Annotated in this window: 27 protein-coding genes; all 27 read left to right on the top strand. The window is 43.3% G+C overall.

Features of this window, described 5'->3' with window-relative positions:
• Position 1 precedes the first annotated feature (1 nt).
• The 27 genes from fliJ to CVD23_RS02280 all read left to right on the top strand — a co-directional run bounded on the left by fliJ (position 2) and on the right by CVD23_RS02280 (position 22,693).
• Positions 2-445, top strand: coding sequence for a flagellar export protein FliJ (fliJ, locus tag CVD23_RS02410; protein WP_101576621.1), 444 nt, complete (start codon positions 2-4; stop codon positions 443-445).
• An 8-nt stretch (positions 446-453) separates the two neighbouring features.
• Entirely contained in the window at positions 454-1,059 is a 606-nt protein-coding gene (locus CVD23_RS02405; RefSeq protein ID WP_101665079.1) for a MotE family protein, read from the top strand.
• A gap of 19 nt (positions 1,060-1,078) precedes the next feature.
• Positions 1,079-2,443: a flagellar hook-length control protein FliK gene (locus tag CVD23_RS02400; RefSeq protein ID WP_101665078.1), complete on the top strand. Its 1,365-nt coding sequence runs from the start codon at positions 1,079-1,081 to the stop codon at positions 2,441-2,443.
• A gap of 10 nt (positions 2,444-2,453) precedes the next feature.
• Positions 2,454-3,095, top strand: a complete 642-nt coding sequence (gene flgD, locus CVD23_RS02395) for a flagellar hook assembly protein FlgD (RefSeq protein WP_101576624.1) — start codon at positions 2,454-2,456, stop codon at positions 3,093-3,095.
• A gap of 12 nt (positions 3,096-3,107) precedes the next feature.
• On the top strand, positions 3,108-3,494 hold the full coding sequence (locus tag CVD23_RS02390) for a TIGR02530 family flagellar biosynthesis protein (protein WP_101665077.1): 387 nt from the start codon (positions 3,108-3,110) through the stop codon (positions 3,492-3,494).
• Positions 3,495-3,569: 75 nt separating this feature from the next.
• Positions 3,570-4,751: a flagellar hook protein FlgE gene (locus CVD23_RS02385; protein ID WP_101665076.1), complete on the top strand. Its 1,182-nt coding sequence runs from the start codon at positions 3,570-3,572 to the stop codon at positions 4,749-4,751.
• 54 nt (positions 4,752-4,805) lie between these two features.
• A complete protein-coding gene (locus CVD23_RS02380; protein ID WP_101576627.1) occupies positions 4,806-5,027 on the top strand; it encodes a flagellar FlbD family protein in 222 nt (73 codons plus the stop codon).
• Positions 5,017-5,445, top strand: coding sequence for a flagellar basal body-associated protein FliL (fliL, locus tag CVD23_RS02375; protein ID WP_101576628.1), 429 nt, complete (start codon positions 5,017-5,019; stop codon positions 5,443-5,445). The genes CVD23_RS02380 and fliL overlap by 11 nt, the downstream gene beginning before the upstream one ends.
• A 53-nt stretch (positions 5,446-5,498) precedes the next feature.
• Positions 5,499-6,500: a flagellar motor switch protein FliM gene (gene fliM / locus CVD23_RS02370; protein WP_101665075.1), complete on the top strand. Its 1,002-nt coding sequence runs from the start codon at positions 5,499-5,501 to the stop codon at positions 6,498-6,500.
• Positions 6,487-7,743: a flagellar motor switch phosphatase FliY gene (gene fliY, locus CVD23_RS02365; protein ID WP_101665074.1), complete on the top strand. Its 1,257-nt coding sequence runs from the start codon at positions 6,487-6,489 to the stop codon at positions 7,741-7,743. Before fliM ends, fliY begins: the two co-directional genes overlap by 14 nt.
• Before the next feature lie 22 nt (positions 7,744-7,765).
• Complete coding sequence (locus tag CVD23_RS02360; RefSeq protein ID WP_101665073.1) at positions 7,766-8,128, top strand: response regulator; 363 nt, start codon at positions 7,766-7,768, stop codon at positions 8,126-8,128.
• 30 nt (positions 8,129-8,158) lie between these two features.
• Positions 8,159-8,833 (top strand): flagellar biosynthetic protein FliO, encoded by a 675-nt coding sequence (locus CVD23_RS02355; protein WP_257987881.1) that lies wholly within the window; start codon positions 8,159-8,161, stop codon positions 8,831-8,833.
• Positions 8,830-9,495, top strand: a complete 666-nt coding sequence (fliP, locus tag CVD23_RS02350; RefSeq protein WP_101576632.1) for a flagellar type III secretion system pore protein FliP — start codon at positions 8,830-8,832, stop codon at positions 9,493-9,495. Before CVD23_RS02355 ends, fliP begins: the two co-directional genes overlap by 4 nt.
• Positions 9,496-9,509: 14 nt before the next feature.
• Positions 9,510-9,779, top strand: coding sequence for a flagellar biosynthesis protein FliQ (fliQ, locus tag CVD23_RS02345; protein WP_101576633.1), 270 nt, complete (start codon positions 9,510-9,512; stop codon positions 9,777-9,779).
• 4 nt (positions 9,780-9,783) lie between these two features.
• Positions 9,784-10,560, top strand: coding sequence for a flagellar biosynthetic protein FliR (gene fliR, locus CVD23_RS02340; protein WP_101665072.1), 777 nt, complete (start codon positions 9,784-9,786; stop codon positions 10,558-10,560).
• Positions 10,561-11,643 carry a flagellar biosynthesis protein FlhB gene (flhB, locus tag CVD23_RS02335; protein WP_101665071.1) on the top strand — a complete coding sequence of 361 codons (1,083 nt, stop codon included), beginning with the start codon at positions 10,561-10,563 and terminating at the stop codon, positions 11,641-11,643.
• Positions 11,644-11,706: 63 nt separating this feature from the next.
• Complete coding sequence (flhA, locus tag CVD23_RS02330) at positions 11,707-13,737, top strand: flagellar biosynthesis protein FlhA (RefSeq protein WP_101665070.1); 2,031 nt, start codon at positions 11,707-11,709, stop codon at positions 13,735-13,737.
• On the top strand, positions 13,737-14,924 hold the full coding sequence (gene flhF / locus CVD23_RS02325) for a flagellar biosynthesis protein FlhF (protein ID WP_101576637.1): 1,188 nt from the start codon (positions 13,737-13,739) through the stop codon (positions 14,922-14,924). The genes flhA and flhF overlap by 1 nt, the downstream gene beginning before the upstream one ends.
• Entirely contained in the window at positions 14,917-15,789 is an 873-nt protein-coding gene (locus CVD23_RS02320) for a MinD/ParA family protein (RefSeq protein ID WP_101576638.1), read from the top strand. The genes flhF and CVD23_RS02320 overlap by 8 nt, the downstream gene beginning before the upstream one ends.
• 8 nt (positions 15,790-15,797) lie before the next feature.
• Entirely contained in the window at positions 15,798-16,898 is a 1,101-nt protein-coding gene (locus CVD23_RS02315; protein ID WP_101665069.1) for a protein-glutamate methylesterase/protein-glutamine glutaminase, read from the top strand.
• 21 nt (positions 16,899-16,919) lie between these two features.
• On the top strand, positions 16,920-18,977 hold the full coding sequence (locus tag CVD23_RS02310) for a chemotaxis protein CheA (protein WP_101665068.1): 2,058 nt from the start codon (positions 16,920-16,922) through the stop codon (positions 18,975-18,977).
• A 72-nt stretch (positions 18,978-19,049) separates the two neighbouring features.
• Positions 19,050-19,520, top strand: a complete 471-nt coding sequence (locus tag CVD23_RS02305; protein WP_101576641.1) for a chemotaxis protein CheW — start codon at positions 19,050-19,052, stop codon at positions 19,518-19,520.
• A 4-nt stretch (positions 19,521-19,524) separates the two neighbouring features.
• The gene (locus tag CVD23_RS02300) at positions 19,525-20,163 is read left to right on the top strand and encodes a chemotaxis protein CheC (protein WP_101665067.1); all 639 of its coding nucleotides are present in this window, start codon (positions 19,525-19,527) and stop codon (positions 20,161-20,163) included.
• Positions 20,156-20,653 (top strand): chemotaxis protein CheD, encoded by a 498-nt coding sequence (locus tag CVD23_RS02295; protein ID WP_101576643.1) that lies wholly within the window; start codon positions 20,156-20,158, stop codon positions 20,651-20,653. Before CVD23_RS02300 ends, CVD23_RS02295 begins: the two co-directional genes overlap by 8 nt.
• Before the next feature lie 280 nt (positions 20,654-20,933).
• Positions 20,934-21,695: a FliA/WhiG family RNA polymerase sigma factor gene (locus tag CVD23_RS02290; RefSeq protein WP_101665066.1), complete on the top strand. Its 762-nt coding sequence runs from the start codon at positions 20,934-20,936 to the stop codon at positions 21,693-21,695.
• An 80-nt stretch (positions 21,696-21,775) separates the two neighbouring features.
• Positions 21,776-22,084: a hypothetical protein gene (locus tag CVD23_RS02285; RefSeq protein ID WP_101665065.1), complete on the top strand. Its 309-nt coding sequence runs from the start codon at positions 21,776-21,778 to the stop codon at positions 22,082-22,084.
• Between the two features lie 9 nt (positions 22,085-22,093).
• Complete coding sequence (locus CVD23_RS02280) at positions 22,094-22,693, top strand: hypothetical protein (protein WP_101665063.1); 600 nt, start codon at positions 22,094-22,096, stop codon at positions 22,691-22,693.
• The last annotated feature ends 23 nt before the right edge of the window (positions 22,694-22,716 follow it).

The following is a 22,716-nucleotide window of genomic DNA, read 5'->3' as shown; positions in this document are numbered from 1 at the left end:
GATGCATTATCAGTTCAAATTTGATAAGATCCTAAACTTAAAGGAACGGGAAAAGGATGAGGCGCTTTCGATCTATCACGAGGCAGTCAAAAAGTTTGAAGCAGCGGCCGAAAAGCTGTATGACCTTTTAAAAAAGAAGGAAGATATGGAAGCCTATCAATCATCCAGGCTAGTTGCCGGGCTTCCCGTTCAGGAAATCAGGCATCACCAGCTTTTTCTTGGGAATTTAGATAAAACGATCGACTATTATCAAAAAATGGTGATAAACACAAGAAAACAAATGTCATTTTTTCAAGAAAAGCTGATGGAAAAAAATATCGAAGTTAAGAAATATGAAAAAATAAAAGAAAAAGATTTTCACCATTTTAGAGAAGAAATTAAATACACCGAGGGAAAACAGATGGACGATATCTCGATTCAGCAATTTATGAACCGGGGAAGTTAGGTGGAATGATGGACAAAGCAGTGGAACAAAAAGAAGAAAAGAAATATAACCGTTTTCAATGGTTCTTAATGGCTTTCTTAATTCCGTTAATCTTTGCTGTCGCAGTTGCTCTCATCGTGATGACATTTTCGGGCGTTAACGTCTTTGAAAAATCAAAAGAAATCGCTGAAAAAATCCCCGTTGTTTCCGGATGGGTGGAAAGTAAAAAGGAGCCTTCGACAGAAGAGATTGAAAAAGAAATGATCGATCTGGAGGCTGAAGTCAAAGACAAGGAAGCAGAGCTGGATCAGATTGAAACGAAAATGGGAAACAAGGATCAGGAGATCGAAAGGCTTCAACTTGAAAAGGGACAGCTTGAGCTACAAATTGATGAATTGACCGCGATTCAGGAGGAAAATAAGCGTGCCTTTAAAGATATTGTCCGTACGTATGAGACGATGTCCGCAAAGAAGGCGGCCCCGATTATATCGAAAATGAGCGATGCGGAAGCGTTGAAGATATTAACCAATATCAAAGCAGAAACGTTAGCTGCCATGATGGAGAATATGTCTCCCGAGGATGCTGCGAAATTCACCGGACTTTTGACAAACGAGTCGGCCGGGGAGAACGAATAATTGGAAGGAGGTGAAAAAAATGGAGTTAAGCGCACTTGGAATGATCAATACGATTGCTTCTTCCGGGACCGTCAACCAACTGCAGCAGGGTAATACAGAACCGGCTGGCATTTTTCCCGGATTGCTCAGCAGTCAGCTGGCGATTAAAGCAGAATCAGCAAAGCCGGAGCTTTCAGGATTTAAAAACGAAGAATTATCGGAGCTCGCGGAATTCCTAAAGACGACTGATTTGGCAGAATTGCAAGACGGATTGCTGATGCTGGATAAACTTTTTTCCGGTTCAGATATTTTGGATATCGTCAAACAGTTTCTCGGGCTTACTGATGAGAAGTGGCAATCGCTTGTTCACGATTTTCTTGTAAAAGCAAGCAGCTTAAATACGTTGACTGGACAAACTGAACAATCCGAACCGGCCGTCGGGGACAAGCAAGAAAGCAGCGAGATCAGCGCCATCGCTTCGGCAATGCTTGCTATGTTGTCATCAAAAAACGATGAATTGCCTGCTAACGTCAATAACGATTTTGTCCTGCTCGCTAAAGCGGTGAAACTATTTGATCTGTTATCCAAGCAGGATTCCTCTGCTCAAAGCCAGACAGAAGACAGGCTTTTAAAAGAAATCACCGCGAAGCTGGACCAGTTATTGCGGACAAATGCAGCACAATCTTCTGTAAATGTGACAGCTTTAATAAAGAATGCCAAGCAACAGGATAATAGAACAGAAATGCTTAAAAGCTTCTTTACCCAGCTTGCGGCAGAGCTAAACCAGAAAAGTGAAAAAAATATTTCTTTAACAGAGTCAGCTGTTGATCAAAAAGGAACGGCTGCAACCAAGCAGGATGCTGTCCAGGCAGCAGCCCCAGTAAAACAGGAAAGCGTCCAGGCATCACCGTTTATATTTCAACAGATTTCGAGGCCCGAGCAACTCGCGATGACGCTGAGCCAAAACGGCCGTCCGGTTTCTGCTGAGCAGCTGCTGCAGCAATTTGAATCGCTTCTTGCTAAAAGCCAGTTTACTAAAGGCGCGGGCACACAAAAGCTATTCATTAAGTTATACCCTGAACATCTCGGTGCACTGCGGATTGAATTGATTCAGAAAGAGCAGTCGATAGTTGCTAAAATCCTCACGTCTACCGCAGTGGCAAAGGATGCGCTTGAAACACAGTTGCAAGGACTCAAGCAAGCCTTGAGCGCCCAAAATATTCAAGTCGAACGAGTGGAAATTACTCAGCAGCAGTCCCAGCAGGAGCGCTTTTCAGGCAGGGATAATCAGCAGCATGGACATTCCAAACAGCATGATCAGCAGCGTAATCAGGAAGATCAAAATCAAAATCATCCTGAATTAAGCCTTAGTTTTGAAGAAGTCTTATTGAATACGGAAGTTTAGGTGATCACTAATGACAAATACGATTGATTCATCGCTACTATTACGAAACTATCAAGATAGTAAGAGCAAAACCGGTTCCGATATTTTAGGAAAGGATGACTTTCTTAAAATTTTAATGACACAGCTGCAAAACCAGGATCCGATGAACCCGATGCAAGATAAAGACTTTGTGGCGCAAATGGCTACATTCAGCACACTTGAGCAGATTACAAATATGGGGACTTCGATTAATCGTTTTGTGGAAGCACAAGAACAAAACCAGCTCGTTGCTTTCAGCCAGTTTGTCGGCAAAGAAGTAACATGGCATAAAGTGATTGAATCGGAAGATCCAAACGCTGACCCGGTCATTCAGGAAGGAAGCGGGCGAGTTGCTTCCCTGCAATTCAAAGACAATAAAGCGAATTTCATTCTTGAAGACGGAACAATTCTCGAACCAGGCAATATTTCACAAATTAACGAAGTATCTAAAGAAAGCAGCTTGCTGCAAGCCAGCATGCTGATCGGCAAAACAGTCAGCTATGTTAATGACAAAAAGGAAGAATTGGCAGCAATCGTTAAATCGGTGTCGTTTAAAGACGGTAAAATATTATTCCAGCTTAATGATGAAGCCGGAACGAAAATCGTCTCTTCCCAGATTACAAAAATAGAGTAAGGAAGTGGTTGGATGGACAAGCCAGTGTATCGTCCGATTCAATCACCAGCCGTAACGAACCACCAATATCGTAACAATAAAGCAAAGCCTGTTGGGCAAAATTCTTTTTCGCTGCACTTGCAAACTGCGATTGGTTCAGAAAAGCTGGCTGTCAGCAGACATGCAAGCGAGCGCCTGCAGCAAAGAAATATTCGCATCGATGATCAGCGCTGGAGCCAGATCGAGAAGAAAGTGCAGGAAGCAAAACGAATGGGTGTAAAAGAATCCCTCGTGCTGCTAAAGGATGCCGCTTTAATTGTAAGTGCCAGGAACAATACGGTGATTACGGCTATGGATCGTGATGAAGCTTCCACGCAAATTTTCACCAATATAGACGGAACAATTGTTTTAGAAAACTAAACGGCTGGACCTGGATAAGGAAGCCAAAAGCTGTGGACTGACAGAAGCAGCTTATATTAGAGAGGAGTTTTACACATGTTACGTTCAATGTACTCAGGAATTAGCGGAATGAAAAATTTTCAGACAAAGCTTGATGTGATCGGCAACAATATTGCCAACGTAAATACATTCGGCTACAAAAAAGGCCGTGTTACCTTTAAAGATACGATGAATCAGACCATTGCCGGTGCAAGTGCCGCCCAGGCAAACCGCGGCGGAACAAATCCAGTACAAGTAGGCTTGGGCTCAACGCTGGCAACAATTGATACGGTCCATACAGGATCAAGCCTCCAAACTACCGGGCGCTCGCTTGACCTCGGAATTGATGGAGACGGCTACTTTATTGTCCGCCAAGGTGAAAACCAGTTATATTCACGGGCAGGAAACTTTTACTTAGATAATGAAGGTACATTGGTCAACGGTGATGGCTTAAAAGTCCAGGCCTATGACAATGGTGTGCTTCGCGATATCACCGTGAACGTTAATGCGATCTTGCCGGCTAAAATCACCAATCGCATCGAGCTGGCAGGAAACCTTCCAGCTGCGGCAAATGGCAGCAATCCTGCTACACAACAGATCAAAGTTGTTGATGCTACTGGTACTGCCCAGGTTGTCGATGCCCAGTTCGCATTGAATACTACTACTTCACAATGGGAAGTCACTTTTACTAACCGAAATTTTAATCCAGCTCGATCATCTGCTGCGCAGCCAATTAATTTTGCCAATTTGGCAGATGTAAATCCATTTGATATTCCGATAGGCCCGGCTGCAACCGACAACCAGGCAGTTACCTTAAGTCTGACAAACCTGACAAACACCGGTGACTCGATTACAGCAATGGCAAATCCAGACGGGAATACTGCCGGGAATTTGGAAAGCTTTAACATCGGTCCTTCCGGGGAAGTAAACGGAATCTACTCAAACGGGGAAATCAGGGATCTTGGAACGCTGGCTCTAGCAAAGTTCAGCAACACTTCCGGTTTAACGAAAGCGGCCAACAACTTGTTCCAGGAAACAGTCAACTCAGGGGTAGCCAATATTAATACCCCTGGAAACGGCCGTGGCTCGATCAAATCAGGATCACTGGAAATGTCGAACGTAGATCTATCAGAAGAGTTTACGGAAATGATTACAGCACAGCGTGGATTCCAGGCAAACACGAGAATCATTACGACTTCTGATGAAATTTTACAAGAGCTTGTCAACTTAAAACGATAGGTTAAGGGAGGGACAGGGCCTAAAGGTGCAAAGCCTTTAGCCCTGATACATACTGTGATAAAGGTAACTCGTTTAAATGGAAAAAGCTTTGCGATGAATGCAGTTTATATAGAAACGATCGAGTCTTTTCCTGATACGACTATAACTTTGACAAACGGCCGCAAATATGTCGTGAAGGAGACAGAAGAGCATGTATTGCAATTGATAGAGAAATTCTACCAAACTGTCAACCTTCTAGGACAACAACAGTTGGAGGGAAATGAAAATGAAGAATAATAAGCTGTTAATGATTATGTTAATATTGCTTGTTGCCATCACACTAGTCGGGGCTGTCGCGCTTGTCGTCGTATTAAAAGTAAACGGGGAAAGTGAACATAAAGAGCCGTCAATTGAAGAAGTTCTTGAAGCTTCCGTTGACGTTCCTGAAATAACGACAAATCTTCAAGGTAATGATTTTATTAAGATTTCTTTTAAAATCGAAACAGACAGCAAGAAGGCGAAAGAAGAGCTGGAGAAACGTGATTTTCAAGTAAAAAACATCATTATTCAAGAGCTGTCAGAAAGGGAATCTGAAGAATTACAAGGGAAAGATGGCAAGATCGGCCTTGAAGAGACGCTAAAGGAAAAAATCAACAGCCTGATGCTTGAAGGCAAAGTTAAAAAGGTTTATATAACCCAATCTCTCCTCCAGTAATGGAAAGCAAACTACCAACGATTTAACGACTGAAAACATGGAGGTGAGGTTTTATGTCTGGAGAGGTTTTATCACAAAATGAAATAGACGCCCTCTTATCCGCTTTATCAACGGGTGAAATGGATGCTGATGAATTAAAGAAAGAGCAGTCCGAGAAAAAAGTAAAAGTTTACGATTTTAAAAGAGCGCTGCGGTTTTCAAAGGATCAAATCCGCAGCTTAACGAGAATCCATGAGAACTTTGCAAGACTGCTAACGACTTTTTTCTCGGCCCAGCTGCGAACTTATGTGCAAATCAGCGTGGCATCTGCCGATCAAATTCCTTATGAGGAGTTTATCCGTTCCATACCAAAAATGACGATCTTAAATGTATTTGATGTTCCGCCTTTGGAAGGCAGGATTTTGATGGAAGTCAATCCAAATATCGCTTATGCATTGATGGACAGGATGATGGGCGGCAAAGGCTCGAGTATTAACAAGGTTGAGAATTTGACTGAGATTGAAACAAAAATTATGTCCAATACATTCGAGAGAGCCTTTGAACATTTACAGGAGGCATGGAGCAATATTTCAGAAATAGATCCAATTCTGGCAGATTTCGAAGTCAATCCGCAATTTCTGCAAATGGTGTCGCCAAATGAAACAGTTGTCGTGATTTCCTTGAATACGACGATTGGTGAAACGAGTGGAATGATCAATATTTGTATTCCACACGTTGTATTGGAGCCAATCATTCCAAAACTATCTGTTCACTATTGGATGCAGACCGACAAGAAGGACAGGGAGCCGCAGGAAATTGCGGTTTTGGAGCAGCGGATTCAGGAAGCATACTTGCCGATCATTGCAGAGCTTGGCATTTCCGATATCTCAATTCAAGACTTTCTGATGCTTGATGTAGGGGACGTTATAGAACTGAACCAGCCAATCGAACAACCATTGACGATAAAAGTCGGTGAAATACCGAAATATCGGGGACAACCAGGAAGAACAAACAAAAAATTAGCCATTCAAGTAATTGAAGCCTTGAAAGGGGGAGACGATGATGGTGAGCGATGACATGCTCTCTCAAGACGAAATAGATGCTCTTTTAAGGGGTACAGACGACGACGCACATAGTGTGTCAGACGCGGATTTTAATGTCGAGGAATATTTGACAGGCATGGAGCAGGACGCATTAGGGGAAATCGGAAACATATCATTTGGCAGCTCAGCCACTGCCTTGTCTACTCTGTTAAATCAAAAAGTAGATATCACAACACCGACTGTTTCCATCATTCCGAAGCGACAGCTTCCTGATGAATTCCCTCACCCTTATGTTGCCATTCAAGTCAGCTATACAGAAGGTTTTTCGGGAAGCAACCTCCTTGTCATCCAACAGAGTGACGCAGCGATTATTGCTGACTTAATGCTTGGCGGCGATGGCCTAAATCCGGCCGAACTGATGGGGGAAATCCAGTTAAGTGCCGTACAGGAAGCGATGAATCAAATGATGGGTTCATCGGCAACCTCGATGTCAACGATTTTCAAAAAGCGGGTGGATATTTCCCCGCCGTCGATTGATATTTTAGATGTCCAACATGGTGAAGGTACTGATCGGATTCCCGACGAGGATATGCTTGTAAAGATAGCATTTAAATTAAAGGTCGGGGATTTAATCGATTCGAGCATCATGCAGCTCGTTCCGCTTGAATTTGCGAAGAATCTCGTTCAGGAATTATTAAATCCGAGCGAAGAACCAGAAGTGCAGCAAGCAATCGAAAAAGCGGATTCCGCTGCCAGCAGCCCACCGCATAAACCAAGCACTTCTGGAAGCCAGCAAGAGTCAGTGAGTGGATATTCGGGTCAGCCGCAGCCTGGCATGCCGCAAATGGCGGCTTATCAGCAGCAGGTGCCAGAAGGATATTCAATGCCGCAGCAGGGGATGAATTATCAAGCAGGACCGCAGCATTTCGGTGCAGGCTATCCGGCTGGAAGCCAGCCTAATGTGCAGCCAGCCGTGTTTTCAAGCTTTGAACCTTACCAGCTTCAAGAGTCAGAGTCGAAAAACCTCAATATGCTCCTTGATATACCATTACAGGTGACAGTGGAGCTTGGCAGAACGAAGCGTTCCGTGAAAGAAATTCTCGAACTGTCATCAGGTTCGATAATTGAGCTTGATAAGCTTGCCGGTGAACCTGTTGATATTCTTGTAAACAGCCGGCTTATCGCCAAGGGCGAAGTTGTTGTAATTGATGAAAACTTTGGCGTTCGGGTGACTGACATTATCAGCCAGAGCGACCGAATTAAAAAGTTAAGATAAAACTAGGGGGTTTATAGACAGAATGGCACATAAAATTTTAATTGTAGACGATGCAGCATTTATGAGAATGATGATTAAGGATATATTGTCTAAAAACGGTTATGAGGTTGTCGGCGAAGCGGCTGATGGCGCTCAGGCTGTTGAGTTATATAAGGAAAACCAGCCTGATTTAATCACAATGGATATCACAATGCCCGAAATGGACGGTATCACCGCCCTTAAAGAGATCAAAAAAATTAATCCGAATGCAAAGGTTATTATGTGTTCTGCAATGGGGCAGCAAGCGATGGTTATTGATGCGATCCAGGCAGGAGCAAAGGACTTTATCGTCAAGCCATTCCAGGCTGATAGAGTAATAGAAGCAATCTCTAAAGCGTTGGGATAAGGAATTATTTTTTTATAGAGGTGCAGCGCATTGCAAAAAACAAGACAAACGTTAAAAGTGTTGCTGCTGATTATTCTTGTTTTGCTGGGCTCAGAAGCTTGGGCCTCAGCAGAGCAAATGAATAACAGCGTGAAGGAATGCCTGGAGAACCCTGACAACTGCAGTGAAAAAGAACTCAAAAATCAGCCGGAAACCAAGCCGGAAACCGAAACGAAAGCTGTGGAAAGTACGGTTGGATTAACGATTTGGGATTTTCTGCGCATGATTTTTACGACTCTTTTTGTTATAGGGCTTCTTTATGTTGTTCTTAAATTTATTAATAAAAAAAGTCAAACATACAAAAGTTCACAGCTTGTAGATAATATCGGCGGAACCAATTTGGGCTCGAACCGCTCGGTTCAGATTATAAAGGTCGGCAACCGCCTCCTCGTGGTTGGTGTCGGTGAAAGCATTGAGCTTCTAACAGAAATTGACGATCCTGAAGAATATCGGCAAATCCTCTCAGAGTATAACAGTAGGATTGAACAGCTTGCCGGGCCGAGCGATATTGTGACAAGGTTACTTGAAAGAACGAGAAGGAAAAAAACGGACGGTGCAGGAAATAGTCAGTTTCAATCGATGCTGAAGCGCCAGCTTGATGAATTTAAAAAAGGCAGGACAAGCTTGTATGAAGAGATGGAGAAGAAAGGGAAAGACAGGAAATGAATGAATTCTTAGAGTTTTTTAATTCGAGTTCTCCCGAAAACGTCTCCACATCGGTAAAATTGATTTTGCTTTTAACCGTCCTGTCACTGGCACCGAGTATTCTTATTTTAATGACGTGTTTTACACGAATTGTTATCGTTCTTTCCTTTGTCAGAACGGCGCTTGCAACCCAGCAAATGCCGCCGACACAAGTGCTGATCGGATTATCCTTGTTTTTAAGCTTTTTTATTATGGCACCGACCTTTCAAGAGGTAAACGAACAGGCGCTCACACCGCTTTTTAATGAGGAAATTAACCTCGAGCAGGCGTATGAGCGGGCTTCGGGTCCGTTTAAGGAGTTTATGAGCGCCCATACGAGACAAAAGGACCTTGCTTTGTTTTTGGAGTACGCCAAGGCTGATACACCAGAATCCGTCGAAGACATTCCATTAACGGCTCTCGTACCGGCGTTTGCAATCAGCGAAATTAAAACGGCTTTTCAAATTGGCTTTATGATTTTTATTCCATTTTTAGTGATTGATATGATCGTCGCCAGCGTGCTGATGTCGATGGGGATGATGATGCTGCCCCCGGTCATGATTTCTTTGCCATTCAAAATATTGCTGTTTGTGTTGGTCGATGGCTGGTATTTAGTAGTGAAGTCGCTTTTACAAAGCTTTTAAGAGGGTGAAAATAGATGACATCTGATACGGTCATTTCGATTGCTGAACGCGGTATCTATATGGTGCTGATCATTTGCGGGCCATTGCTGCTTGTCGCGCTCGTTGTTGGCTTGATAGTCAGCATTTTTCAGGCAACTACACAAATCCAGGAGCAGACACTCGCTTTTGTTCCGAAAATTGTTGCTGTTTTGCTCGGCATCGTCTTTTTCGGGCCCTGGATGCTCAGCCATATGCTGTCATATACAAATGAAATATTTTCAAACTTAACTAGATTCGTAGGATGATTTTATGCTAGATTTGCTTCCGGAATTCCCGGCATTTTTACTAATATTCGTAAGGGTAACTTCTTTCTTTTTGTTGATGCCGCTTTTTTCCTACCGGACGATTCCTACCAGTCATAAAATAGGGTTGGGTTTTTTTCTGGCCTGGATCATGTTTTATACAGTAGAAGCTCCAACTTTTGAAATAAATGGGGCTTTCTATTTACTAATCATAAAAGAAGCTTTAGTAGGGCTGGTGCTCGGCTTTATTGCCTACTTAATCCTTTCGGCAGTGCAGATCGCCGGGGGCTTGATCGATTTTCAGATGGGGTTTGCGATTGCCAATGTAATCGATCCGCAAACGGGTGCGCAAAGCCCATTAATGGGTCAATATTTATACACGATTTCACTTTTGTTACTTTTGGCAGTTAATGGACACCACCTGCTTTTGGACGGCATCTTTTACAGCTATCAATTCATACCGATCGATCAGGCGTGGATCCCCTTCGGAGATGAAAATATTGCCGAGTTTGTAACCCGCTCGTTTAATTCGATGTTTGTGATTGCTTTCCAGATGTCGATACCGGTTGTCGCCTGTTTGTTTCTTGTCGATGTGGCGTTGGGGATTGTCGCCAGAACCGTACCGCAGTTAAACGTTTTTGTCGTCGGGCTTCCGCTCAAGATTGGTGTCGGTCTAATCGTCCTCATTATCGTGATGGGTGTATTAATGCTAAGTGTGTCCCAGCTCTTTGAAATGATGCTGACGACGATGCGGGGCTTAATGGACTTAATTGGGGGGGCATAGATGAAATTCCTCTCGTTAGACCTGCAGTTTTTTGCCGGCGAAAAAACAGAAAAGGCAACACCAAAAAAGCGCCAGGACGCCAGGAAAAAAGGGCAGGTGGCGAAAAGCCAGGATATTAATACAGCAGTTGTATTGCTGGCCGTGTTTTTGTTTTTTGGGTTCGCCGGATCGTATTTCTTGGATATCACCCTGTATTTAGTGGTTCATGCTTTAGAAGAATATATGCTGCTTGAGATTACCGAAAGCAATATCCATGTTCTTCTTCTTGACATTTTGCAAGATTTGGCTTTGTTTCTTGGTCCTATCATGCTGATTGCGATGATCGCTGGTGTAGCCGCCAATTATTTTCAAATCGGCTTTTTGTTCTCTACTGAGGCGATCCAGTTCAAGCTTGATAAAATTGATCCGATCAAAGGGTTTAAGCGGATCTTCGCATTAAGGGCTATTGTTGAAATGCTGAAGTCGATCCTCAAAATTGGCTTTGTTGGAATCGTCACCTTTACGGTACTATGGCAAAGAATTGATGAGATCTTAATTCTTTCGCAAAAATCGGTTGGGGCAGCCATGCTTACGATTGCGGGCTTAACCTTGCAAATGGGCTTGTTTGCTTCCGGAGCATTGCTGTTTTTAGCGGTGCTTGATTATTTTTATCAAAAGTATGACTTTGAAAAAAACATTCGGATGTCAAAGCAGGACATCAGAGATGAGCATAAAAACATTGAAGGTGACCCGCTTATTAAGTCGAAAATAAAGCAACGTCAGCGGGAAATGGCGATGAGGAGAATGATGCAGGAGGTTCCGAAAGCGGATGTCGTGATCACGAACCCGACGCATTATGCGATTGCACTTAAATATGACGAGGCAAAGCTTGATGCTCCATATGTCGTCGCAAAGGGAGTAGACTATGTTGCCCAAAAAATTAAATTTATTGCAAAAGAAAACGAAGTAGTAACTGTCGAAAACCGCCCGTTAGCCAGGGCCTTATACAGCCAGGCTGAAGTCGGCGACGTAATTCCTGAAGAGTTTTTTAAGGCGGTTGCCGAAATCCTTGCCTTTGTCTACAAAACTAAAAATAAAATGTAACGCAATGTGTTTTTACCCTTTATGGTTTTAAATTTTACCGGGGCGAGTTAGGAGAGAATTGGTATGTCAGCAAAAGATTTATCGGTATTGCTGGGTGTAATTTTAATCGTGGCAATGCTAATCATTCCATTTCCACCATGGTTGTTAAGCGTGTTAATCATAGTTAACATTTCTTTAGCTTTGCTAGTTTTGCTTACAACCATGAACATGAGTGAACCGCTCCAGTTTTCGATATTTCCTTCTTTATTATTAATTTTGACGCTGTTTCGTCTTGCCCTGAATGTATCAACGACAAGAGCGATTCTTTCTAACGGAAATGCCGGAAGTGTTGTCAAAACGTTCGGTGATTTCGTTGTCGGCGGAAACGTAATTGTCGGTTTGGTTGTTTTCTTAATTTTGGTTGTCATTCAGTTTATTGTGATTACGAAGGGATCTGAGCGTGTATCAGAAGTGGCGGCCCGCTTTACCCTTGATGCAATGCCCGGCAAGCAAATGAGTATTGATGCTGACCTTAATGCCGGGATGATTTCCGAACATGAAGCCCGCGAGCGCCGTGACAAAATTAGCAGGGAAGCTGATTTTTACGGAGCGATGGACGGGGCGAGTAAATTCGTCAAGGGTGATGCGATTGCCGGCATTATCATCGTGCTGATCAATTTGACGTTTGGGATTATCATCGGGATGCTCCAGCAGGGGATGCCGATTGCTGAAGCTGCTACCCACTTTTCCCTATTAACGGTAGGGGACGGGATTGTGACGCAAATCCCGGCGTTGTTAATTTCGACTGCCACCGGTATCGTCGTCACCCGGGCAGCATCAGAAGGAAATCTTGGACAGGATATTACTTCACAGTTGTTTGCCTTTCCAAAAATGCTTTATATCACGGCTGCGACGATCTTTTTACTCGGCTTGCTAACGCCGATTAATGATATTTATACATTTCCGCTTGCAGGCTTGCTCGCATTTGGTGGTTATATGATGTCACGCTCGCCTGAACAGAATAAAGAGCAGCTCCAGGAAATCGAAGAAGAAATTCAAACGGACGAAATGAAGAGCCCCGAGAGTGTTGTTAATCTGTTAAATGTCGATCCGATCGAGTTCGAGTTCGGCTATGGGCTGATCCCTTTAGCAGATACAAATCAAGGCGGCGATCTTCTTGATCGGATCGTGATGATCCGGAGACAACTGGCGATTGAACTTGGCCTTGTGATCCCGGTCGTAAGGATCCGCGATAATATCCAGCTTCAGCCCAATGAGTACAGGCTGAAAATTAAGGGAAATGAACTGGCAAGAGGGGAATTACTGCTTGATCATTATTTAGCGATGAGCCCCGGCGGTGAAGATGACTCGATTGAGGGGATTGATACAATCGAACCATCATTTGGGCTGCCTGCTAAATGGATAACCGAGGAAATGAAGGAACAGGCTGAGATTTTCGGATATACCGTTGTTGATCCGCCTTCCGTTGTGTCAACACATATAACGGAGCTGATCAAGGCGAACAGCCATGAGCTTCTCGGCAGACAGGAAACGAAGCAGTTAATCGATCATTTAAAAGAAAGTTATCCGATTCTTGTTGAAGAAGTGACGCCGAATCCATTGTCGGTAGGTGAAGTGCAAAAGGTATTGGCCAAGCTGCTTAAAGAAAATGTGTCAATTCGTAACTTGCCGATCATTTTTGAAACTTTGGCTGATTTTGGAAAAGTCACAACGGACACTGATCTGCTTACCGAATATGTACGACAGGCTCTTGCAAGGCAAATTACAAGTCAATATTCACATGGCGATTCTTTAAAGGTTGTCACGTTTTCTGGGAAAGCTGAGAAGCTGATCGCAGATGGAATCCAGCAAACGGAGCATGGAAACTTTTTATCGATCGATCCGGCTGCGTCCCAAACCATCTTAGAATCTCTTGCTTCACAGGTAGAGCAATTATCGTTGATGGAACAAACACCGATTGTCCTTTGTTCGCCTGCGGTCAGGATGTATGTACGGCAATTAACCGAACGGTATTTTCCACAAATACCGATCCTTTCTTACAATGAACTGGAAGCAAATGTAGAAGTACAAAGTGTCGGGGTGGTGAGTGCGTAATGAAAGTGAAAAAATACATTGCTCCTTCAATGCCCGAAGCGATGAAAGCGATTCGAGCAGAATTAGGAAGCGAAGCTGTCATTCTAAATTCAAAAATGATCCAGACTGGCGGAATTTTCGGCTTTTTTAAGAAAAAGAATATTGAAGTCATCGCGGCTGTCGACCCTGCCGCGAAAACTGCGCAGGTTCCGGTAATTAAAGAAAAACAAAAAAACGTTCCCGTTAAACCGGAGCAATCGGGTCGTGCAGATTCTCCTTTCAACAAGGTGTACACCGGAAAGGGTTCAGATCCGGAAGCGAAAGCACCACCCGAATTGGCGAGGGAGATTAATGAACTGCGTTCACTGATCAGCAGTGTCCGCTTTGGGGGCTCTGACAATGCTGTTTCTTATCCTGAACCAGTCCTGAACGCACAAAAATTAATGTCTGGTCAGGGAATAAGCACAGAAATTCAAAAGGACATATTGTCGGTATTAGTCTCAAACTGGTATACAGGCGGGGCGACTGCGGATGATCAGGAAGTGTTTGCCTGGCTAAAGGCTGAGTTAATGAAGCGTATTTCATCTCTTCAATTTGGAGGGATCACTTTTACGAAAAAGTACGTAAATGTGGTCGGCCCAACCGGAGTCGGCAAAACGACAACATTGGCGAAAATGGCAGCCGATTGCATTTTAGCCCATAACAAAAAAGTCGCGTTTATCACGACGGACACGTATCGGATTGCCGCAATCGAACAGTTAAAGACATATGCGAAAATTTTGAACGTACCGATCGAGGTTTGCTACAACTTCGATGACTTTCAGAAAGCAGCAAGCCAATTTGCAGATTACGACACAGTGCTGATCGACACGGCCGGCCGCAATTTCCGCAATAGGCAATATGTCGAAGATTTAAAAGCGGTTGTCGACTTTGAAAAGGAAATCGAAACCTTCCTGGTCCTTTCATTAACTTCAAAACAGGAGGATATGGAAGAGATTTATAAACAGTTTTCGCTTATCCACATCGATAAACTCATTTTTACCAAAACAGATGAAACTTCAAGCTATGGCGCAATGATCAACATGATCGACAAACATAGTACAGGGATTGCTTTTTTAACATACGGACAAAATGTTCCCGATGACATGAAGCATGCAACGGCAGAAGTCATTGTCAATACGGTTCTTGGGGTCGAACGACATGAATGATCAAGCGGAAATCTTAAGAAAAAGGCTGAAGAGACATGAGGCAGGGAAAACGACTAAAACGATAGCTGTTGTAAGCGGAAAAGGCGGCGTAGGGAAATCGAATTTTTCATTGAACTTCTCGGTAGCCCTTGCGCAAACTGGAATAAGCGTCTTAGTGTTTGACATGGACATCGGCATGGGAAACTTGAACATTTTAATGGGGAGCTCAAGCGATTATACAATCGTTGATTATTTTTCAGGCAGGGCGGGACTTGCAGATATTGTTTCAAAGGGACCTGAGGGCATGGATTATATTGCAGGCGGAACTGGTCTTTCGCAGGTTTTCAAATTAGAAGACCACAAAGTGGAGAAATTTGTCGAAGATTTAACAATGGTCATTGATGATTATGACTACCTTTTATTTGATATGGGTGCAGGCATAAATGAAGAATCATTAAAATTCCTGCGGTCGGTGCATGAGGTCTTTGTGGTCACAACACCTGAGCCAACTTCGATAACTGACGCCTATTCAATCATGAAATATATTCATTTGCTGGATTCGGAAATTCCGTTAAAAATTATTGTCAATCGTGCTTTTTCAGAACAAGAGGGGCTTGACACTCAGCAGCGACTGATGGCAGTTTCAAGAAGATTTTTAGGAAGAGAACTGAGCACGCTTGGGGTCGTTCCCGATGATCGGAACGTTCAGCTTGCCGTTGCCAGGCAAACACCGCTGCTTGTCTACAATGATAAAGCGGCTGCGGCCCGGGCTATAAAGGAAATCGCGAGACGGCATGTGAACCTGGCCGTTGACCGTTCAGAAAACTCTGCTTCCAGAGGTTTTCATTTTGTCTCAAGGCTAAAGAGATTCCTGTTCGAGAGGTAGGCGGCAGTGTGGAAAAAATAAACGTGTTAATTGTAGATGACTCAGCATTTATGCGGAAATTGATCCAGGACTTTCTTTCCGAAAGCCCGCGTATACATATCGCCGGTACAGCCCGAAACGGTGAAGATGCGATAAAAAAAATTCGTGACCTGAAACCCGATGTTGTGACAATGGACATAGAGATGCCCGTTATGAGCGGGCTCGAAGCATTGCAGCAGATTATGAAAGAAAACCCGGTACCTGTGGTGATGCTGTCGAGCACCACCCGGGATGGGGCTGAAAATACGATGCTGGCGATGCAATATGGTGCGATTGATTTTATCCAAAAACCCTCCGGCTCGATTTCGCTGGATTTACATAAAGTTAAAGAAGATTTAATCGAAAAAGTTCTCCACGCCAGTAAGGCAAATATCAAGCAGGCGGCAAAATTATCATCATCTGGAAATAATTCTATTCATTCTGTAGCGGATTATAGTAAAATAGAACTAACCGGTCAGGATTGTAGGCAATCCAATCGATTTAGTAAATGGAATCAGGTTGGGAAAAAAATGATTTGTATAGGTACTTCGACAGGTGGACCAAGGGCGCTCCAGCAAGTTTTAACAAGATTACCTGCCCGGATAGCAGCACCGATCCTGATTGTCCAGCATATGCCGGCGGGGTTTACGAAGTCGCTCGCATCAAGATTGGACTCATTGTCGGAAATTCAAGTTAAAGAGGCAGAAGCTGGTGAGATTATCAGAAACGGGGTTGCTTATATTGCTCCGGGAGGCTATCACCTAAAAATCAAAGCAGTCGGAACAAGCCTGGCTGTCCAGCTTGACCAAACAGCACCGCATGGGGGACACCGTCCTTCTGTTGATGTCTTGTTTGAATCAGTCAGTCATATTACGGATTATTCAAAAGTAGCCGTCATTATGACAGGCATGGGTTCTGATGGGTCAATGGGCCTGGCTGCATTGAAAAAGCATGGGACGGTGAAAGCGATAGCTGAATCTCAGGAAACGTCGATTGTTTTCGGCATGCCCAAAGCTGCAATAGCCACAAAACTTGTTGATGAAGTACAAAGTATTGAAAATATTGCTGAAACGATTATGAAATACGTTTAACAGCCGAGGGGTGTAAGACATATGGAAGTGAACCAATATTTAGAAGTTTTTATTGAAGAAAGCAAAGAACATTTGCAATCATGCAACCAGCACCTGCTGGAGCTTGAGAAAAATCCTCAGGATTTAGCGATTGTAAATGAGATATTCCGATCTGCACATACGTTGAAAGGAATGTCGGCTACAATGGGCTACGAAGATTTGGCGAGCCTGACCCATCAGATGGAAAACGTTCTTGATGCGATCCGCAATGAAAAAATTTCGTTTAGCGCTGAAATTTTGGATGTTATCTTTTTGGCGGTCGATGATCTTGAAGCGATGGTCCAGTCGATTGCTGAAGGGGGAGACGGAAGGCGCAATGTTACCGAGGTTGTCGACAAGTTGAAATTGATTGAACTCGGCCAAAGCCCGATTGAACCGACAAGCAAAGCAGAAGTTGCTGTTGCTGTAGCGGAAGGTTCTGCCTCAGCGAAAAACGATTATGATGAATTTGAATTAACGGTACTTCAACAATCAAAAGAGCAAGGCTTTGAAGCGTACGAAATTGCGATTGCTTTACGGGAAGATTGCCTGCTAAAAGCTGCCCGAGTCTTCATGATTTTCGAAGTATTGGAGAAGATTGGTGAAGTAATCAAATCAACGCCTTCTGTTGATCAGCTTGAAGAGGAACAATTTGACCAGGAATTCTCCGTCACGATTGTTTCAAAGGAACCAAAAGAGGACATTCAGAAGAAAATCATGAAGGTTTCCGAAGTGGAAAAGGCAGAAGCAACTCCGATTGTCTTGGAAGCCTACCGCCAAAATGATCGGGAAAGTGCGGACGTGGTCCGAACGGAAGTTGCTGCGAACGAAGTGGACACAGCCGAGTCGCCGACACAACTTGCCGAGGCAGATAATAAGAAAAAAACCAGCACAGGCAAACAGGCAAATAATAGCAGTAAAACGATCAGGGTTAATATTGAAAGACTCGATATTTTGATGAATTTGTTTGAAGAGTTTGTCATTGATAGAGGGCGCCTTGAGCAAATATCGCGCGACTTGAATAATCAGGAACTCCACGAAACGATCGAAAGAATGTCCAGGATTTCGGGAGACTTGCAAAATATTATATTGAATATGCGCATGGTGCCGGTAGAAACCGTCTTTAACCGTTTTCCGCGCATGGTTCGCCAGCTTGCCCGCGATTTAAATAAAAAGATAGCTTTAGAGATTATCGGTGCAGAAACAGAGCTTGACCGGACCGTGATTGATGAAATTGGTGATCCGTTAGTCCATCTTCTTCGCAATGCGATTGACCATGGTGTTGAAACGCCCGAGGAAAGAATCGCTAAAGGAAAAAGTGAAGAAGGTACAGTCGTATTAAAAGCATTCCACAGCGGCAACCATGTGTTCATTGAGATTGAAGACAATGGCGCCGGTATTAATAAGGATAAGGTTCTGCAAAAGGCTTTAAATAAAGGAATCATCACAGAGCAAGCTGCTGCAGGACTGACAGAAAAGCAAATCTATGAACTTATTTTTGCTTCCGGCTTTTCTACGGCTGATAAAATTTCCGATGTGTCCGGACGCGGAGTCGGATTGGATGTTGTAAAAAGCACGATTGAATCCCTCGGCGGATCGGTATCGATAGATTCAAAAGAGGGCGAAGGCTCTGTCTTCTCGATTCAGCTGCCACTGACACTATCGATCATTGCGGTTATGCTCGTTGAAATTGAAAAAGAAAAATTTGCCGTACCGCTGTCTTCGATTATTGAAACAGCGATCGTCAAGAAAGAAGAAATTTTGTACTCACATAATGAGAAGGTCATCGATTTCCGCGGCCGCGTCGTACCGCTTTTATTCCTGAAGGAAGTTTTCGATGTGCCTGGACATAATGAAGATGATGAATTTTATTCTGTCGTCATCGTCCGAAAAGGGGATAAAATGGCTGGCCTTGTTGTTGACTCGTTTATCGGGCAGCAGGAAGTTGTTTTAAAATCATTAGGAAATTACTTAAACAGCGTGTTTGCGATTTCAGGAGCTACAATCCTTGGAGATGGACAGGTTGCTTTGATTGTCGATTGTAATGCTTTGATTAAATAGTGGTTCAGCCCGGGTTGTCCTGGGCTTGACTTGGAAAACTAGACTGGATTTTATAAAAAGGAGTGAAGCCATATGTCTGACAATTTAACGGCAGAAATGAAAGTGATTATCTTCCAACTTAAAGAAAAAGAGTATGCGATACCTGTCAGCCAGGTTCGTTCGATTGAAAAAGTACAGCATATTACGAGAGTTCCGCGTACATATCCATTTGTAAAAGGGGTTATTAATCTTAGAGGAGTGGTTACACCGATTATTGACCTCAGAAGCAGGTTTGAAATCGAAGTAACGGACCATAGCGACAGCACTCGTGTGATTATTGTTGCTTTGGAAGACATGGAAGTTGGCCTTATTGTTGATGCGGCAAATGATGTCATCGATATACCGGCAGGAGCGATTGAGCCTCCTCCAGAAGTAATCGGTGTTTTAGAAGCACAATATATAAGCGGAGTTGCCAAGATTGACAAAAGATTATTAATTTTAATCGATCTGGAAAAGGTGTTAAGTACTGAAGAGACTCATGTTTTAGCCGGAATTCAGGGATAATTCAATGTTTATCGAAAAAATCTCCAACATGCACCTCGATATTTTGAAGGAAATTGGCAATATTGGAGCAGGACATGCAGCGACCGCTTTGTCCACGCTACTTAATAAAAAAGTAGACATGAGAGTGCCAAATGTCAGAGTTGTTTCTTTTGATGAAATGATGGAAATGGCCGGAGGGTCGGAAAATGTAGTTGCCAGCGTGTTTTTGCGGATTGAAGGGGATGCGCCCGGCAGTATGTTCTTTGTTCTGCCGCTTGAACAGGCAGCCGCTTTTATTAGGCAAATGATCGGTGATTCCGGGTTCAGCTTTGATAACCCGCCATATGACGAGCTGGCTATGTCGGCATTGCAGGAGCTTGGAAATATTTTATCAGGCTCGTACCTTTCGTCATTATCTGATTTTACCAATCTATCTCTATACCCGTCGGTGCCTGCTTTAGCCATTGATATGGTAGGTGCGATTATCAGCTATGGATTAATAGAGCTTTCCCAGGTCAGCGATTATGCCATTGTCATTGACACCGCTCTGAACGAGGATGAAATGAAAGATTTTGAGAGTGTAAGAGGACACTTTTTCCTGCTGCCAGATCCGGAATCTTTTCAGATTATTTTTAAGGCATTAGGGGTTGCAGGCGATGAATGAATGCTTACAGATTGTTAAGGTAGGGATAGCTGATATGAATATTGTAAAGGCACCCCATCTTATCAGAACATCCGGTCTGGGTTCCTGTGTCGGAGTAGTAGTGTACGACCAAATCATGGAGATTGCCGGACTTGCCCACGTTATGCTTCCGGATTCTTCTCTTGCGAAAACAGGTACGCTTAATATTGCAAAGTATGCCGATACTGCCATAAAAGAACTCGTGTCAGGATTGGCCAGAAACGGGGCTCGCCCAAACAGTTTAAAAGCCAAAATGGCTGGCGGGGCGCAAATGTTTCAATTTGCGAGTACAAATGACATGATGAGAATTGGCCCGAGAAACGTTGAAGCTGTGAAAAGGGAACTGGCCTTTTTAGATATCCCGCTTGCCGGGGAAGATTTAGGTGGAAATAGCGGTCGGACGATTGAATTTAATCCTAGTACAGGTATTTTGCAGATTCGGACTGTAAACAAGGGGATTCACGAGTTGTAATAAACGGGAAGGACCAATACCTGAAGATGATCGATCCTATATAAAAAAATTCCTGAACAATTCGGCACTTTTAATAATCCCGCAAAAATCAGCCTGCATTCGTGTAATACGGGCTGATTTTTATTTATTGACGCAATATAAAAAAGAAGCAGAGTTTGGAAAATACAAAAAAACTTCTAGTTTTTGCCTGTAAAACAAGCATCTAAGCTTATATTAATAGAGGAAATAATTTGGTATAATAGCAATAATTGAAGGTGGACGACGTATAAGGAGGATTGCCATGACACAGATTTCAACAAGCGATGAACAAATATGGAATAAGTGGGTTCAACATCGCGACGCGCAGGCTGGGAATCTATTAGTCAAGAAATATATTCCGCTCGTAAGTTATCATGTGCAAAGAATAGCGGTCGGCCTTCCTAAAATCGTTTCAAGGGATGATTTACGAAGTCTTGGAATGATTGGATTATATGATGCGTTAGAAAAATTCGACCCAGACCGGGAACTTAAATTTGATACATACGCTTCTTTTCGGATTCGTGGCGCGATTCTCGATGGATTGCGGAAAGAGGACTGGCTGCCGAGAAGCACCAGGGACAAAGCAAAAAAAATAGAAGCTGCCACCGAACTGTTGGAGCAAAGAAATATGAGAAATGTGACAGTAGCGGAAATCGCTGATGAACTGGCTATAACAGAAGAAGAAGTTTATACCACGATGAATGAGCATTTTTTTGCCAATGTTCTTTCAATGGATGAGCAGCCGGCAGATCAGGATGATTCTGAAAGCCAATCCTTCGTATTAAAAGACAATAAGACAGAAACTCCCGAAGAGAAAATCGTTAAGAATGAAATTATTTCTGAAATGACGGAAATGATCACAAAGCTGAATGACAAAGAGCAGCTTGTGTTGAGCTTGTTTTACAAAGAAGAACTGACGCTGACTGAAATAGGCCAAGTGATGGACCTGTCGACATCGAGAATATCACAAATCCACTCAAAAGCACTGTATAAATTGAGGCAGGCACTTGATAAAGTGATTTAAACTGCTGCGCCCGAGAGAAGGTGCGTCAGCAGATTTATATAAACTTAACGCAGGAGTCTTTCCGAAGGGAAGTGATAATCTTGAGCCTTAAATCGATCGAGATGCAGGTCGCCCTTCCAAGGACACAGGATGCTGGACGAATACAGGAGCAACTTCAGCAACGGGGTCAGCATCTCATTGAGCATGCTGCTGAGAGCGTCCAGAAAAACGTAGAAAAACAGCGAAAGGCTGTACAAAAGAATGAGCACAAGGGCGAAGTGAAAATGAGCAAGGATCAATCCAAAAAGCAGGAAGATCATTCAAAACAGGAAAGCAAACAGGAAAAAGACAAAAAAGCAGCGAAAGAGCTTCATCCATATAAAGGAACGATTATTGATTACAGCGGATAGAGGGATATCGTGACAACATTCTTTTTGTTTATTAGTTTTATTTTAAATGTGGTTGCCATTTTGGCAATCATTTTACTGTACTTGCGGCAAAACCGTTTTTTTGAGGCGGAAAAAAACCAGGCCAGACTGATTAGCGAAATGGAAGAAATCATTTCTGCTTATTTACTGGAAATGAAAGAAGATAACGAACGGTTTATCGAAAAATTTAGCTTGAAAAGCGAAACTGGCCGCTTCATCGTCCAAGATAAAGGCTTATCTTCGGTATTAGACGAAGGTACTGGCAACAAAGAGTTCAACCCCGATGCTGACAATGCAATCGCGCTGGCTGACAGCTCCTTGCGAATTGGGAAAGCGACAGCTTATCATGCCGTAAAAGCATACAAACAAAATAGCGGCAATCAGGTAGATGAGACAGGAATTGACACGCCCCCGCCAGCCGATCCCAACGATCAGAGCGTGAATGGGGCAAAGCAGGAAGAAACGCAGTTAAGCCAGATTTTCAGGCTGAGGGAACAGGGGCTTAATCCTGCTGAAATTGCCAAAAAACTGCACAAAGGCAAAACAGAAATTGAGCTTTTGCTTAAATTTAATCAAAAACAGCAGGAATAACTTGATTGTGATTTAGACATATG

The sequence above is a fragment of the Bacillus sp. V33-4 genome, assembly GCF_002860225.1.
Lineage (GTDB): Bacteria > Bacillota > Bacilli > Bacillales > Cytobacillaceae > Bacillus_BJ > Bacillus_BJ canaveralius.
The sequence above is the reverse complement of the archived record's forward strand: the minus strand, read 5'-3'. Positions and strand labels throughout refer to the sequence as shown.

Coding starts and splice junctions, on each gene's coding strand:
- CVD23_RS02390 (WP_101665077.1), top strand. CDS start 3,108: ATGGACAAGCCAGTGTATCGTCCGATTCAATCACCAGCCGTAACGAAC.
- fliP (WP_101576632.1), top strand. CDS start 8,830: ATGAATGAATTCTTAGAGTTTTTTAATTCGAGTTCTCCCGAAAACGTC.
- flgD (WP_101576624.1), top strand. CDS start 2,454: ATGACAAATACGATTGATTCATCGCTACTATTACGAAACTATCAAGAT.
- fliR (WP_101665072.1), top strand. CDS start 9,784: ATGCTAGATTTGCTTCCGGAATTCCCGGCATTTTTACTAATATTCGTA.
- CVD23_RS02320 (WP_101576638.1), top strand. CDS start 14,917: ATGAATGATCAAGCGGAAATCTTAAGAAAAAGGCTGAAGAGACATGAG.
- CVD23_RS02310 (WP_101665068.1), top strand. CDS start 16,920: ATGGAAGTGAACCAATATTTAGAAGTTTTTATTGAAGAAAGCAAAGAA.
- CVD23_RS02305 (WP_101576641.1), top strand. CDS start 19,050: ATGTCTGACAATTTAACGGCAGAAATGAAAGTGATTATCTTCCAACTT.
- CVD23_RS02360 (WP_101665073.1), top strand. CDS start 7,766: ATGGCACATAAAATTTTAATTGTAGACGATGCAGCATTTATGAGAATG.
- fliJ (WP_101576621.1), top strand. CDS start 2: ATGCATTATCAGTTCAAATTTGATAAGATCCTAAACTTAAAGGAACGG.
- flhA (WP_101665070.1), top strand. CDS start 11,707: ATGTCAGCAAAAGATTTATCGGTATTGCTGGGTGTAATTTTAATCGTG.
- CVD23_RS02385 (WP_101665076.1), top strand. CDS start 3,570: ATGTTACGTTCAATGTACTCAGGAATTAGCGGAATGAAAAATTTTCAG.
- flhF (WP_101576637.1), top strand. CDS start 13,737: ATGAAAGTGAAAAAATACATTGCTCCTTCAATGCCCGAAGCGATGAAA.
- flhB (WP_101665071.1), top strand. CDS start 10,561: ATGAAATTCCTCTCGTTAGACCTGCAGTTTTTTGCCGGCGAAAAAACA.
- CVD23_RS02300 (WP_101665067.1), top strand. CDS start 19,525: ATGTTTATCGAAAAAATCTCCAACATGCACCTCGATATTTTGAAGGAA.
- CVD23_RS02405 (WP_101665079.1), top strand. CDS start 454: ATGGACAAAGCAGTGGAACAAAAAGAAGAAAAGAAATATAACCGTTTT.
- CVD23_RS02400 (WP_101665078.1), top strand. CDS start 1,079: ATGGAGTTAAGCGCACTTGGAATGATCAATACGATTGCTTCTTCCGGG.
- CVD23_RS02290 (WP_101665066.1), top strand. CDS start 20,934: ATGACACAGATTTCAACAAGCGATGAACAAATATGGAATAAGTGGGTT.
- fliL (WP_101576628.1), top strand. CDS start 5,017: ATGAAGAATAATAAGCTGTTAATGATTATGTTAATATTGCTTGTTGCC.
- fliY (WP_101665074.1), top strand. CDS start 6,487: ATGGTGAGCGATGACATGCTCTCTCAAGACGAAATAGATGCTCTTTTA.
- fliM (WP_101665075.1), top strand. CDS start 5,499: ATGTCTGGAGAGGTTTTATCACAAAATGAAATAGACGCCCTCTTATCC.
- fliQ (WP_101576633.1), top strand. CDS start 9,510: ATGACATCTGATACGGTCATTTCGATTGCTGAACGCGGTATCTATATG.
- CVD23_RS02295 (WP_101576643.1), top strand. CDS start 20,156: ATGAATGAATGCTTACAGATTGTTAAGGTAGGGATAGCTGATATGAAT.